The following is a 14,022-nucleotide window of genomic DNA, read 5'->3' on the forward strand; positions in this document are numbered from 1 at the left end:
GTCCGTGGAGAGATGGAAACTGGGAAGTTTCGTGCGGGGATTGTGCCGGGTGGGATTGGCAAGGGCCAATTCAAAAAAATGCGCCTGTACTGCAATTTTTTTGCAGTGGTGATCTGCTCACAGGCCCGCGAAGCGGCCCCGGCATTATCTAGCCCTACGCGGCAAGTCGATGCTCACCCGCAATCCGCCGAGAGGGCTATCCTGCAACGCCAACTGCCCGCCCCAGGCCTCGACGATATCGCGCACGATACCCAGCCCCAGGCCATGCCCATCGACCTGCTCATCCAGGCGCGAGCCCCGCTCCAGCACCTGCAGGCGCTGGCTTTCAGGAATGCCGGGGCCATCATCATCGACCCAAAGCTGATAACCCGCATCGCTCGGCGCAATCCCCAGGCGCACTTCGCAGTCTGCCCATTTGCAAGCGTTGTCCAGCAGGTTGCCCAACAACTCCAGAACGTCCTCGCGGTCCCACGGCAACAGCAGACCCGGCGGTACGTCCCGCTCAAGCAACAGGCCTTCGCCGTGGATCATGCCCAAGGTGCCCAACAGCCCCGGCAATTCGGCATCGCAGTCGAACTGGGCACCGGGCAAGGCGTCACCCGCCAGGCGAGCGCGGTTGAGTTCGCGTGCCAGGCGCTGCTGAATGTGCTCAAGCTGCGCGCGCATTTGCTCGCGCACGTCGGGCAGACCCTCCAAACGCGCGCTGGACGCCAGGCTCAGCAAGACCGCCAACGGCGTCTTCAGCGCATGGCCAAGGTTGCCCAGTGCATTGCGCGAGCGCCGCAAGCTGTCTTCGGTGTGGCTCAGCAAGTGGTTGATCTGCCCCACCAGCGGCGCCAGCTCGACAGGCACTTCGGCATCCAGTTGCGAGCGCTGCCCTTGTTGCAGCTGGGCGATCTGCTGGCGGGCACGCTCCAGCGGGCGCAATGAGCGCTTAACCGTGACGCGCTGGAGCACCAGCACCAGTATCAACGCCACCAGCCCCATGCCCAGGCCGATTTGCTGCATGCGCCGGAAGCCTTCACGCACCGGTGAGTAATCCTGCGCCACGCTGATCGAGATGTCCTGGCCTAGGCGGCGATAGTCAGCACGCAGCGCAAGCAATTGCTGCCCCTCTGGGCCCAGCTCGTGGCTATCGGAAAGCCCAGGAGCGGCGGGCTTGGGCATGTCCAGGTCCCACAGCGAACGCGAGCGCCAGGTGCCTTGGTCAAAATCAATGCGAAAGTAATACCCGGAAAACGGCCGCTGATAGGCCGCAGAAATGCGCCGCTCATCCAACTGTAAACCTGAAGGCCCCCGCACCAGGGCCACCAGCAGGTTCTCGCTTTCCTTGCGCAAGCCGTTTTCCAGGTAGCGCTGCAGGCCCGCCTCGAACAGCCACAGGGTGAGTTGCGCCAGCACCACACCCACCACCACCAGCACGGCCACCAAACCCAGGCTCAACCGCGCCTGAATCGACTTCACGCAACGCTCCCGGCGTAGATATAGCCTTGCCCGCGGCGCGTCTCGATCACACTGCGGCCCAACTTGCGGCGCAGGTGGTTGACGTGCACTTCAAGGACATTGGAATCGCGCTCCGTCTCGCCATCGTAAAGGTGCTCGGCCAGATGGCTCTTGGACAGGATCTGCTGCGGGTGCAGCATGAAATAACGCAGCAGCCGAAACTCGGCAGCGGTCAGCTGGATATCGACACCGTCACGGCTCACGCACTGCCGGCTTTCATCCAGGTGCAGGCCGGCGGCTTCCAAGGTGGGCTGGTTGGCCAGGCCACGGGCACGGCGCAGTAACGCCTGGATGCGCAACTGCAACTCTTCGGGGTGGAAGGGTTTGCTCAGGTAGTCGTCGGCACCGGCCTTGAGGCCTTCGATGCGCTCGGCCCAGGAGCCGCGCGCGGTCAGCACCAGCACTGGCGTGGCCAGGCCAGCGGCACGCCACTGGGCGAGCACGTCGAGCCCCGGCAAGCCTGGCAAGCCGAGGTCCAGGATAATCAGGTCGTAGGGTTCGCTCTGGCCCTGGTACACCGCATCGCGGCCATCGGCCAGCCAGTCCACGGCGTAGCCCTGGCGCTGCAGGCCGGCGATCAGTTCATCGGCCAGCGGGACATTATCCTCGACAAGCAACAGGCGCATTCAGTCGTCTTCCTCGTCTTTGAGCAGGGCACCGGTACTGGCGTCTAGCTTGATTTCGCGGACCACACCTTCGGCAGTCAGCAACTCGACTTCGTATTCGTAGCGATCGTCGTCTTCTTCCAGCTCGGCCTCCAACAAACGCGCCCCGGGGTGACGCCCCAGGGCGGTTTCCAGCAGCTGCTCGAGCGGCAGGATGACGCCCTTCTGGCGCAACGCCAGGGCCTCGTCCTGATCCAGGTCACGGGCAGCCGCCAGGGAGCAGACAGCCAGCAGCGAGAGCGCGAGGTATCGCGCTGGCCGCGGTAAGTGGATCATCAGTTGTCTCGTGCGTCCTTGAGTACTTCACCGGTCTTGGCATCCAGGTCTACGTCCCACTCGACGTTCTGTGCGTCGCGCAGCTCGACCTTGTAGATGTAGCGGCCGTATTCGTCTTCAAGTTCCGAGTCTTCGACCGTGGCGCCTGGGTGCTTGGCCATGGCGGTAGCTTTCAGCTCATCCAGCGACTTGATGGTCTTGGCGCTGACCAGTTTGACCACTTCGTCAGGCTGAACGTCCTTGGCGAAAACGGCATTGGCGCCCAGGGCAAGGGCGGCGGCGGTGAACAGGGCAGTCAAGGTTTTCATCGTGTCTTCTCTCCTGAGAGATGTTCAAGTTGTCTACGGGGTTAAGATTACCCAGCGGTCCTTAATTCAACCTGAAAACAGCTGGCGCCATGATAAACTGCGCGCATTCTTGATTCATACAGAGTTCTGACAGCGTGGAAATTTTCAAAGAGTTCACATTCGAATCGGCCCACCGCCTGCCGCACGTTCCTGCCGGGCACAAGTGTGGTCGCCTGCACGGTCACTCGTTCAAGGTCGGCCTGCACCTGACCGGCTCGCTTGACCCGCACACCGGATGGATTCGTGATTTTTCCGAGATCAAGGCGATCTTCAAGCCGATCTACGAACAGCTGGACCACAACTACCTGAATGACATTCCAGGCCTTGAAAACCCCACCAGCGAAGTGATCGCCAAGTGGATCTGGGAGCAGGTCAAGCCGTTGCTGCCAGAGCTGTCGAAGGTGCGCATTCACGAGACCTGCACCAGCGGGTGCGAATATACCGGCGACTGAGCCGAGAAGTTTTCCGGCCTCTTCGCGGGGCAAGCCCGCTCCCACACGTGCCCCGCAAATTCTGAATAGTGTGGGGCACTTGTGGGAGCGGGCTTGCCCCGCGAAGAGGCCAGTGAAATTTCAGCCCTGCCCATTCTCCAGGGCATCGCGCAAGAAGCTCGGGGCGATATAGCGCTGGTAATGCGCCTCGGACAGCAGAAAGAACTCGCGGTCGATGGCGTCGCGCAACTGCGGCAGTTCCCAGCCTCGAAACTCCGGCAGCAATACCATGCCGTAAGCCTCCAGATCACGGATCATCCGGGCCCCACGGGCGATCAACTGGTAGGCCCAGCAATATTCCGACTGTTGGTCCACAAAGCGGATGGAGCGCTGCTCCAGCTGCAGGCGCAGCAGGCTTTTGTCGAAGACTTCCAGCTTGGCCATCATCACCTGCACCAGCAACTGCTCCAGACGCAGCCACACGGCGCGCTTTTGCGCGTCGTCGTAGCCGTTCCAGTTGATCACTTCGTGGTGAAAACGCTTGCAGCCACGGCATACCGTGTCTCCGTACACCGTGGAGCACAGGCCGACGCAAGGGGTCTTGATGGACTTGTTGGACATGAAAAACAACGGCTTGGCGGTGGAACACGGGCCCATGTTAGCCCTTTGTCTAACCAGGGTCACTCGTTAAAGTCATCTTCGCCGCCTTACCTTCAGGCTTTTTTTGCCGTAGAATCATCCGGCCTTTTCAAGGCAACAATGTCCGTTGGAAGCTGTTTTCAAAGCGTCACGAGCACAGTTAATCCGGTAGAACGGCGTTGGCCCGGGCCATGCACCCTCGCATGCCCGTGCCAGCCCTCATCAGCTCCCCGTTCTGCAGGCGTAAAACTTTGAAAGCAGCTTCTGTAAGGATTCTCTGCGACCCTGGCTGGGCGGCCCAAGAAGCCGTCATTGCGCATGGGTGCAGGGAATGCTGGATGAGCGTCCCGGACTCCCTTTAGGGACCACTGATGAGGGTAATAACTGTGCTTGAAGCCTACCGCAAACACATCGAAGAGCGTGCCGCCCTGGGTATCGTGCCCCAGCCGCTGAACGCCGAACAAACTGCAGGCCTGGTCGAGCTGCTGAAAAACCCGCCGGCCGGCGAAGAAGCCTTCCTCGTAGACCTGATCACCAACCGCGTACCGCCAGGGGTCGACGAAGCTGCCTATGTCAAGGCTGCCTTCCTGTCCGCCGTGGCCAAGGGCGAAACCAAATCCCCGCTGATCGACCGCAAGCTCGCCACCGAGCTGCTGGGCACCATGCAGGGCGGCTACAACATCGAAACGCTGGTCGCGCTGCTGGATGACGCCGAACTGGGCGCCGTCGCGGCCGAAAAGCTCAAGCACACCCTGCTGATGTTCGATGCCTTCCACGACGTGGCCGAAAAAGCCAAGGCGGGCAACGTCCACGCCAAGGCCGTGCTCGAGTCCTGGGCTGCCGGCGAGTGGTTCACCTCGCGTCCGGCCATCGCCGACAAGTACACCCTGACCGTGTTCAAGGTGCCTGGCGAAACCAACACCGACGACCTGTCCCCTGCCCCGGACGCCTGGTCGCGCCCTGACATCCCGCTGCACGCCCTGGCCATGCTGAAAATGGCCCGTGACGGCATCGAGCCACAGCAGCCAGGTTCGGTCGGCCCTCTGGCCCAGATCGAAGCGGTCAAGGCCAAAGGCTTCCCAGTTGCCTACGTGGGTGACGTGGTCGGTACCGGTTCGTCGCGTAAATCCGCCACCAACTCGGTGCTGTGGTTCTTCGGTGACGACATTCCGTACGTGCCGAACAAGCGCGCCGGTGGCTTCTGCTTCGGCACCAAGATCGCCCCGATCTTCTACAACACCATGGAAGACGCCGGCGCCCTGCCAATCGAGTTCGACTGCACCAACCTGGCCATGGGCGACGTCATCGACGTCTACCCGTTCAAAGGTGAAGTGCGCCGTCACGGCAGCGACGAACTGGTCACCAACTTCGAGCTGAAAACCGAAGTGCTGCTGGACGAAGTCCGCGCAGGTGGTCGTATCCCGCTGATCGTTGGCCGTGGCCTGACCGATAAAGCCCGCGCCGAGCTGGGCCTGGGCCCTGTCGACCTGTTCAAGAAACCGGAGCAGCCTGCCGCTTCGACCAAGGGCTTCACCCTGGCGCAGAAGATGGTCGGCCGTGCGTGCGGCCTGCCAGAAGGCCAGGGCGTGCGCCCAGGTGCCTACTGCGAGCCGAAGATGACCACCGTCGGTTCCCAGGACACCACTGGCCCGATGACCCGCGACGAGCTGAAAGACCTGGCGTGCCTGGGCTTCTCCGCTGACCTGGTCATGCAGTCGTTCTGCCACACTGCGGCCTATCCGAAGCCGATCGACGTCACCACCCACCACACCCTGCCAGACTTCATCCGCACCCGTGGCGGCGTGTCGCTGCGCCCAGGCGACGGCATCATCCACAGCTGGCTGAACCGCATGCTGATGCCTGACACCGTCGGCACCGGTGGCGACTCGCACACCCGCTTCCCGATCGGCATCTCGTTCCCGGCCGGTTCCGGCCTGGTGGCCTTCGCTGCCGCCACCGGCGTCATGCCGCTGGACATGCCAGAGTCGATCCTGGTGCGTTTCAAGGGCAAGCTGCAACCTGGCATCACCCTGCGTGACCTGGTTCATGCCATCCCTTACTACGCCATCCAGAAGGGCCTGCTGACCGTCGAGAAGAAGGGCAAGAAAAACGCCTTCTCCGGCCGCATCCTGGAAATCGAAGGCCTGGACGAACTGACCGTCGAGCAAGCGTTCGAACTGTCCGACGCCTCGGCTGAACGTTCGGCTGCCGGTTGCACCATCAAGCTGCCAGAAAAGGCCATCGCCGAGTACCTGACTTCCAATATCACCCTGCTGCGCTGGATGATCGGCGAAGGCTACGGCGATGCCCGCACCCTGGAGCGTCGCGCCCAGGCCATGGAAGCCTGGCTGGCCAAGCCTGAGCTGCTGTCGGCCGACGCCGATGCCGAATACGCCGAAATCATCGAAATCGACCTGGCCGACGTCAAAGAGCCTGTGCTCTGCGCGCCGAACGACCCGGACGATGCCCGCCTGCTGTCTTCGGTACAGGGCGAGAAGATCGACGAAGTGTTCATCGGTTCGTGCATGACCAACATCGGCCACTTCCGCGCAGCCGGCAAGCTGCTGGAGAAGGTCAAGGGCGGCATTCCGACCCGTCTGTGGCTGGCTCCGCCAACCAAGATGGACGCTCACCAGCTGACCGAAGAAGGCTACTACGGCATCTACGGCAAGGCCGGTGCGCGCATGGAAATGCCAGGCTGCTCGCTGTGCATGGGTAACCAGGCACGTGTGCAGACCGGTTCGACCGTGGTTTCCACCTCGACCCGTAACTTCCCGAACCGTCTGGGCGACGCCACCAACGTGTACCTGGCATCGGCCGAGCTGGCTGCTGTCGCTTCGATCATCGGCAAACTGCCGACTGTCGAAGAGTACATGCAGTACGCGCAGGACATCGACAGCATGGCTGCCGACGTCTACCGCTACCTGAGCTTCGACCAGATCGCCGAGTTCCGCGAGGCTGCGGCCAACGCCAAGATCCCGGTTGTTCAAGCGTAAGTAGCAGTACGCTGTAAGAAAAAACCCCAGCAGAAGTGCTGGGGTTTTTTTATTGCCCTCTCGGGCCTCTTCGCGGGGCAAGCCCGCGCCCACGGGTTTGGACTGTCCCCAAGAAGTTGGACACCCATCCAATTTTCTGGGGGCAGTCAAGGTTTGCTCGGCCCCTGTGGGAGCGGGCTTGCCCCGCGAAGAGGAGCGCTGGCAACCTCACATCACGAACAGATCCACAAACCTGTGCACCGCCGTCGCCTCCAGCTTTTGCTGATCCTCGCACAGCTCGAAAATCGCCTCACACCGTTGCCGCGCAAACCGCGTCGCCAGGTTCTCCCTGAACTTCGCCTCCAGCAAGGGTATGCCCTCCCCGCGCCGACGCCTGTGACCGACCGGGTACTCCACCACCACCTGCTCGGTGCTGCTGCCATCCTTGAAAAACACCTGCAAGCCGTTGGCGATCGAGCGCTTGTCAGCCTCCAGGTATTCACGGGTGAAGCGCGGGTCCTCGACCACCTCCATCTTGTCGCGCAAGCGGTCGATACTCGGGTGGGCAGCGTGAAAGACATCCTCGTAATGCTCGGCCACCAGATGGCCAAAAATCAGCGGCACCGCCACCATGTACTGCAGGCAGTGATCACGGTCAGCGGCATTGGCCAGTGGGCCGACCTTGGAGATGATGCGAATTGCCGACTCCTGCGTGGTAATGACAATACGGTCCACCTCATGCAGGCGATTGCGCACCTGCGGGTGCAGCAGCACGGCGGCTTCACAGGCCGTCTGGGCGTGGAACTCGGCCGGGAAACTGACTTTGAACAGCACGTTCTCCATCACATAGCTGGCCAAGGGCTGCGGCAGGCGCAACTCCTGCTGGGCAGAGGGTTTGAGCGCCAGGTCCTTGTTGGTATGACTGAATGACACATCATAGAAGCCCCATTGCGGCGCCGTGAGCACGCCAGGCACACCCATCTCGCCACGCAGCGCGATATCGGCAAGGCGCACACCCCTGCTGGACGCATCGCCGGCAGCCCAGGACTTGCGCGAGCCTGCGTTAGGTGCATGGCGGTAGGTGCGCAGCGCCTGGCCATCGACAAAGGCATGCGACAACGCCGACAGCAGTTGCTCGCGGCTGGCCCCCATCAGCTTGGCGCACACGGCCGTGGAAGCCACCTTGACCAGGATCACGTGGTCCAGGCCCACGCGATTGAACGAATTCTCCAGCGCCAACACGCCCTGGATCTCGTGCGCCATGACCATGGCTTCGAGCACTTCGCGCATCAGCAGTGGGCTTTCACCCTTTGCTACGTGTTTTTGCGACAGGTGATCGGCCACGGCCAGAATGCCACCGAGGTTGTCTGAAGGGTGCGCCCACTCGGCGGCCAGCCAGGTGTCGTTGTAGTCCAGCCAGCGCACGATGCAGCCGATGTCCCAGGCGGCTTTGACCGGATCGAGGCGGTAGGCGGTGCCGGGCACGCGGGCGCCATTCGGCACCACCGTGCCTTCCACCAACGGGCCGAGGTGTTTGGTGCATTCGGGGAAGCGCAGGGCCAGCAGGCCGCAGCCCAGGGTGTCCATCAGGCAGTTGCGCGCGGTGTCCAGTGCCTCCGGGGATTCGACCCGGTAGGTGAGGACGTAGTCGGCGAGGGTTTGCAGCACCCGGTCGTAGTCCGGGCGCTGGTTAAGGTCCACGTTGGCGCTCATTTGCAGCTCCTGTGATTGTGGGGCTGCCTGGCAGCCCATCACCGGCAAGCCAGCTCCCACAGGTTCGGTGTGGGAGCCGGCTTGCCGGCGATGGGCCGCGAAGCGGCCCCAGTCATCGAACGCCGAGCGCCAGTGGTGCGTCAGAAGCTATCGCCAGGCACCCTCACCCAGCCTTCCATCAGCACGCGAGCACTGCGGCTCATGATTGCCTTGGTCACCGTCCATTCGCCCTTCACCTGACGCGCTTCGGCGCCAACCCGCAGGGTGCCTGAAGGGTGACCGAACCGTACGGCACTGCGCTCGCGCCCGCCGGCGGCGAGGTTGACCAGCGTGCCTGGGATGGCGGCAGCGGTACCGATGGCGACCGCGGCAGTGCCCATCATCGCGTGGTGCAGCTTGCCCATGGACAACGCACGCACCAGCAGGTCGATGTCAGCCGCCGCTACCACCTTGCCACTGGACGCAGTGTAGGTGCTCGGTGGCGCGACGAAGGCCACTTTCGGCGTGTGCTGACGCCCGGCCGCCTGGTCGACATGCTCGATCAGGCCCATGCGCACGGCGCCATAGGCACGAATTGTCTCGAAACGCAGCAGCGCTTGCGGGTCACCGTTGATCGCGTCCTGCAGCTCGGCGCCGGTGTAGCCGATATCGCTGGCATTGACGAAGATGGTCGGGATACCCGCATTGATCAGGGTTGCCTTGAACGTGCCAACCCCTGGCACTTCCAGGTCATCTACCAGGTTGCCGGTTGGGAACATCGACCCACCTGCGCCCTCTTCGTCGGCAGCTGGGTCCAGGAATTCCAGCTGAACCTCGGCCGCCGGAAAGGTCACGCCGTCGAGTTCGAAATCACCGGTTTCCTGCACTTCACCTTCGGTGATCGGTACGTGGGCGATGATGGTCTTGCCGATGTTGGCCTGCCAGATGCGCACGGTGGCGATGCCGTTGCGCGGCACCCGCGCCGGGTCGACCAGGCCGCTGCTGATGGCGAAGGAACCGACCGCGGCAGACAGGTTGCCGCAGTTACCGCTCCAGTCGACGAAGGCCTTGTCGATACTGACCTGGCCAAACAGATAGTCGACGTCGTGTTCGGGCTTGATGCTGCGCGAGAGGATCACCGTTTTACTGGTGCTCGAGGTGGCGCCGCCCATGCCATCGATCTGCTTGCCGTAGGGGTCGGGGCTGCCGATCACCCGCAACAGCAGCGCATCGCGGGCTGGGCCTGGGATCTGCGCCGGCTCGGGGAGGTCGTCCAGGCGGAAGAATACGCCTTTGCTGGTACCGCCACGGATGTAGGTGGCGGGGATCTTGATTTGTGGTGCGTGTGCCATTGCTTAAGTGTCCTGTTTGAATATGCAATAACCCTAGGGCCGCTACGCGACCCATTCGCGGGGCTAGCCCGCTCCCACAGGTACAGTGCAAACCGGCAGCGCCACACCTACCCTGTGGGAGCGGGCTTGCCCCGCGAATGGGCTGCAAAGCAGCCCCAAAAACTCAAGCAGAAGCTTCGAGGAAGTCTTGGGCAAAGCGCTGCAGCACCCCGCCCGCCTCGTAGATCGACACTTCCTCGGCGGTATCCAGGCGGCACGTTACCGGCACCTCGACCCGCTCGCCATTGCGACGGGTAACCACCAGCGTCAGCGTTGCACGCGGCTTGCGCTCACCGAGCACATCATAGGTCTCACTGCCATCCAGACCCAGGGTGTTGCGGTCCGTACCCGGCTTGAACTCCAGCGGCAGCACGCCCATGCCGACCAGGTTGGTGCGGTGAATGCGTTCGAAGCCTTCGGCGACGATCGCCTCGACACCCGCCAGGCGCACGCCCTTGGCCGCCCAGTCACGGGACGAGCCCTGGCCATAGTCGGCACCGGCGACGATGATCAGCGGCTGCTTGCGCTCCATGTAGGTCTCGATTGCCTCCCACATGCGGGTAACCTTGCCTTCCGGCTCGATGCGCGCCAACGAGCCCTGCTTCACGCTGCCGTCATCCTTGCGCACCATTTCGTTGAACAGCTTGGGGTTGGCGAAGGTGGCGCGCTGGGCGGTCAGGTGGTCGCCACGGTGGGTGGCGTAGGAGTTGAAGTCCTCCTCCGGCAGGCCCATTTTCGCCAAGTACTCACCCGCCGCGCTGTCCATCATGATGGCGTTGGACGGTGACAGGTGATCGGTGGTGATGTTGTCCGGCAGCACCGCCAGCGGGCGCATGCCACGCAGGGTGCGCTCACCGGCCAGGGCACCTTCCCAGTACGGTGGACGGCGGATATAGGTGCTCATCGGGCGCCAGGCGTACAGCGGCGCCACCTTCGGCCCACGGTCTTCCTCGATGGCGAACATCGGAATGTAGACCTTGCGGAACTGCTCCGGCTTGACCGAGGCACGCACCACGGCGTCGATTTCTTCATCGCTCGGCCAGATATCCTTGAGGCGGATTTCCTTGCCGTCGACCACGCCCAGCACGTCTTTCTCGATGTCGAACCGGATGGTTCCGGCGATGGCGTAGGCCACCACCAGCGGCGGCGAGGCCAGGAACGCCTGCTTGGCGTAAGGGTGGATGCGCCCGTCGAAGTTGCGGTTACCCGACAACACCGCAGTGGCATACAGGTCACGCTCGACGATCTCTTGCTGGATCACCGGGTCCAGCGCACCGGACATGCCGTTGCAGGTGGTGCAGGCGAAAGCGACGATGCCAAAGCCCAGGTTCTCCAGCTCTTTCTCAAGCCCTGCTTCTTCCAGGTACAGCTGCACAGCCTTGGAGCCTGGCGCCAGCGAGGATTTGACCCAGGGTTTGCGCGCCAGGCCCAGCTTGTTGGCATTGCGTGCCAAAAGGCCCGCTGCGATCACGTTGCGCGGGTTGCTGGTGTTGGTGCAGCTGGTGATGGCGGCGATGATGACCGCGCCGTCCGGCATTTGCCCCGGGACATCTTCCCAGGCCCCGGCGATGCCCTTGGCCGCCAGGTCGCTGGTGGCAACGCGGGCATGCGGGTTCGACGGGCCGGCCATGTTGCGCACCACACTCGACAGGTCGAAGCTCAGGGTACGCTCGTAGACGGCGCCGGCCAGGCTGTCGGCCCACAGGCCGGTGGCCTTGGCGAAGGTTTCCACCAGCTTGACCTGCTGCTCTTCGCGACCGGTCAGCTTGAGGTAGTCGATGGTCTGCTGGTCGATGGCGAACATCGCTGCAGTGGCGCCGTATTCAGGGGCCATGTTGGAGATGGTCGCGCGGTCGCCCAGGGTCAGGGCACGGGCACCCTCGCCGTGGAACTCGAGGTAGGCGCCGACGACTTTCTGTTTACGCAGGAACTCGGTCAGGGCCAGCACCAGGTCGGTGGCGGTGATGTTCGGTGCCAGCTTGCCGGTCAGCTCGACGCCGACGATTTCCGGCAGGCGCATCCACGAGGCGCGGCCGAGCATCACGTTCTCGGCTTCCAGCCCGCCGACACCAATGGCGATCACGCCCAGGGCGTCGACATGCGGGGTGTGGCTGTCGGTGCCAACGCAGGTGTCCGGGTAGGCCACGCCGCGGTCGCTGTGGATCACCGGTGACATCTTCTCCAGGTTGATCTGGTGCATGATGCCGTTGCCCGGCTGGATCACGTCGACGTTCTTGAACGCCTTCTTGGTCCAGTTGATGAAGTGGAAACGGTCTTCGTTACGGCGGTCTTCGATGGCACGGTTTTTCTCGAACGCCTGCGGGTCGAAACCACCGCACTCGACCGCCAGGGAGTGGTCGACGATCAACTGCACCGGCACCACCGGGTTGACCTGGGCCGGGTCGCCGCCCTTGTCGGCAATGGCGTCACGCAGGCCGGCCAGGTCGACCAGAGCGGTTTGGCCGAGGATATCGTGGCACACCACGCGCGCCGGGAACCACGGGAAGTCGAGGTCGCGCTTGCGCTCGATCAGCTGGCTGAGCGAGGCGTCGAGGGTGGCAGGGTCGCAGCGGCGCACCAGGTTTTCGGCGAGCACGCGCGAGGTGTAGGGCAACCCGTCGTAGGCGCCGGGCTTGATAGCCTCGACTGCCGCGCGGGCATCGAAGTAGTCCAAGTCGGTGCCTGGCAGGTGCTTGCGGAATGCGGTGTTCATCATGGAATCAGGCTCGGTCACAGGATTCGGAAGGTTGCTCCGTCCCTGTGGGAGCGGGCTTGCCCGCGAAGGCGTCAGCAGGTGCACATCGGTTGCCCGGTCGGACGCCTTCGCGGGCAAGCCCGCTCCCACAAGGGAACGGGTTGCCTCTCTAGATCTATTCAGCGCTGCTCGATCGGCACGAACTGGCGCTGTTCGACGCCGACATACTCGGCGCTCGGGCGGATGATGCGGTTGTTGGCACGCTGTTCGAACACGTGCGCCGCCCAGCCGGTCAGGCGCGAGCAGACGAAGATCGGGGTGAACAGCTTGGTCGGAATGCCCATGAAGTGGTACGCCGACGCATGGTAGAAGTCGGCGTTAGGGAACAGGCGTTTCTGCTCCCACATGGTCTTGTCGATGGCTTCGGACACTGGGTACAGGACCTTGTCACCGACCTCGTCAGCCAGTTGCTTCGACCAGCCCTTGATCACCTCGTTGCGCGGGTCGGACTCTTTGTAGATGGCATGGCCAAAGCCCATGATCTTGTCCTTGCGCTCCAGCATCTTGAGCAGCTCGGCCGTGGCGTCCTGCGGGCTCTGGAAGCGTTCGATCAGTTCCATCGCCGCTTCGTTGGCACCGCCGTGCAGCGGGCCACGCAGCGAGCCGATGGCGGCGGTGACGCAGGAGTATAGGTCGGACAGGGTCGAAGCGCAGACGCGTGCGGTGAAGGTCGAGGCGTTGAATTCGTGCTCCGCGTAGAGGATCAGCGACACGTTCATCACCTTGACATGCAACTCGCTCGGCTTCTTGCCGTGCAGCAGGTGCAGGAAATGCCCGCCGAGGGTGTCTTCATCGCTGGTGCAGTCGATGCGCACGCCATGGTGGGTGAAGCGGTACCAGTAGCACATCACGGCCGGGAACAGCGCCAGCAGGCGATCGGTCTTGTCATGCTGGGCTTCGAAGGTGAGTTCGGGCTCTAGGGTGCCCAGCACCGAGCAGCCGGTGCGCATCACGTCCATCGGGTGGGCGTCACGTGGAATGCGCTCGAGCACTTCCTTGAGGGCTTGCGGCAGGTCACGCAGGCCTTTGAGCTTGTGCTTGTATTCGGCCAGCTGTGCTTTGCTTGGCAACTCGCCGTACAACAGCAGGTAGGCCACTTCTTCGAATTCAGCACCCGCCGCCAGGTCACGGACGTCGTAGCCACGGTAGGTCAGGCCAGCACCGGCCTGGCCAACGGTCGACAGTGCGGTCTGGCCGGCCACCTGGCCACGCAGGCCTGCGCCACTGAGTACTTTTGCTTCGGCCATGGTGTTTCTCCTTTCTTGAATTTGTTATGGATTTCTTGCTGGCTAATTCGGTTTGCCTGTACCGGCCTCTTCGCGGGACAAGCCCGCTCCCACAGGTCCAA

At 63.1% G+C, this 14,022-nt stretch carries 11 protein-coding genes; 2 read left to right on the top strand and 9 right to left on the bottom strand.

Features of this window, described 5'->3' with window-relative positions; translation table 11 throughout:
* Positions 1-144 precede the first annotated feature (144 nt).
* From AB7M33_RS27720 to AB7M33_RS27735, 4 genes are read right to left on the bottom strand one after another with little or no spacing between them, the layout of a single operon-like run.
* The gene (locus AB7M33_RS27720; protein WP_454244156.1) at positions 145-1,464 is read right to left on the bottom strand and encodes an ATP-binding protein; all 1,320 of its coding nucleotides are present in this window, start codon (positions 1,462-1,464) and stop codon (positions 145-147) included.
* Positions 1,461-2,129 (bottom strand): response regulator transcription factor, encoded by a 669-nt coding sequence (locus AB7M33_RS27725; protein WP_027593911.1) that lies wholly within the window; start codon positions 2,127-2,129, stop codon positions 1,461-1,463. Before AB7M33_RS27725 ends, AB7M33_RS27720 begins: the two co-directional genes overlap by 4 nt.
* Complete coding sequence (locus tag AB7M33_RS27730; RefSeq protein WP_027593912.1) at positions 2,130-2,444, bottom strand: PepSY domain-containing protein; 315 nt, start codon at positions 2,442-2,444, stop codon at positions 2,130-2,132.
* Positions 2,444-2,752: a PepSY domain-containing protein gene (locus AB7M33_RS27735; RefSeq protein WP_454244157.1), complete on the bottom strand. Its 309-nt coding sequence runs from the start codon at positions 2,750-2,752 to the stop codon at positions 2,444-2,446. The genes AB7M33_RS27730 and AB7M33_RS27735 overlap by 1 nt, the downstream gene beginning before the upstream one ends.
* A gap of 134 nt (positions 2,753-2,886) precedes the next feature.
* On the opposite strand from AB7M33_RS27735, the gene queD reads away from it, so the two are divergent.
* On the top strand, positions 2,887-3,243 hold the full coding sequence (gene queD, locus AB7M33_RS27740) for a 6-carboxytetrahydropterin synthase QueD (RefSeq protein WP_454244158.1): 357 nt from the start codon (positions 2,887-2,889) through the stop codon (positions 3,241-3,243).
* A gap of 120 nt (positions 3,244-3,363) precedes the next feature.
* On the opposite strand, the gene AB7M33_RS27745 is transcribed toward queD, so the two are convergent.
* Entirely contained in the window at positions 3,364-3,843 is a 480-nt protein-coding gene (locus AB7M33_RS27745; RefSeq protein WP_177323889.1) for a DUF1289 domain-containing protein, read from the bottom strand.
* Between the two features lie 404 nt (positions 3,844-4,247).
* Here AB7M33_RS27745 and acnB point away from each other — a divergent pair, with 404 nt between their 5' ends.
* Positions 4,248-6,857, top strand: a complete 2,610-nt coding sequence (gene acnB / locus AB7M33_RS27750; protein WP_099429920.1) for a bifunctional aconitate hydratase 2/2-methylisocitrate dehydratase — start codon at positions 4,248-4,250, stop codon at positions 6,855-6,857.
* A gap of 207 nt (positions 6,858-7,064) precedes the next feature.
* Here the strand turns inward: acnB and prpD are convergent, their stop codons facing one another.
* The 4 genes from prpD to prpC form a co-directional block, all read right to left on the bottom strand.
* Positions 7,065-8,549 (bottom strand): 2-methylcitrate dehydratase, encoded by a 1,485-nt coding sequence (prpD, locus tag AB7M33_RS27755; protein ID WP_454244159.1) that lies wholly within the window; start codon positions 8,547-8,549, stop codon positions 7,065-7,067.
* A 140-nt stretch (positions 8,550-8,689) separates the two neighbouring features.
* Positions 8,690-9,880, bottom strand: coding sequence for a 2-methylaconitate cis-trans isomerase PrpF (prpF, locus tag AB7M33_RS27760; protein ID WP_252827308.1), 1,191 nt, complete (start codon positions 9,878-9,880; stop codon positions 8,690-8,692).
* 163 nt (positions 9,881-10,043) lie between these two features.
* Entirely contained in the window at positions 10,044-12,632 is a 2,589-nt protein-coding gene (gene acnD, locus AB7M33_RS27765; RefSeq protein ID WP_454244264.1) for a Fe/S-dependent 2-methylisocitrate dehydratase AcnD, read from the bottom strand.
* A 161-nt stretch (positions 12,633-12,793) separates the two neighbouring features.
* Positions 12,794-13,921, bottom strand: coding sequence for a bifunctional 2-methylcitrate synthase/citrate synthase (prpC, locus tag AB7M33_RS27770; protein WP_265968913.1), 1,128 nt, complete (start codon positions 13,919-13,921; stop codon positions 12,794-12,796).
* Positions 13,922-14,022: the final 101 nt, after the last annotated feature.

Source organism: Pseudomonas sp. Y3 TE3536 (genome assembly GCF_053629175.1).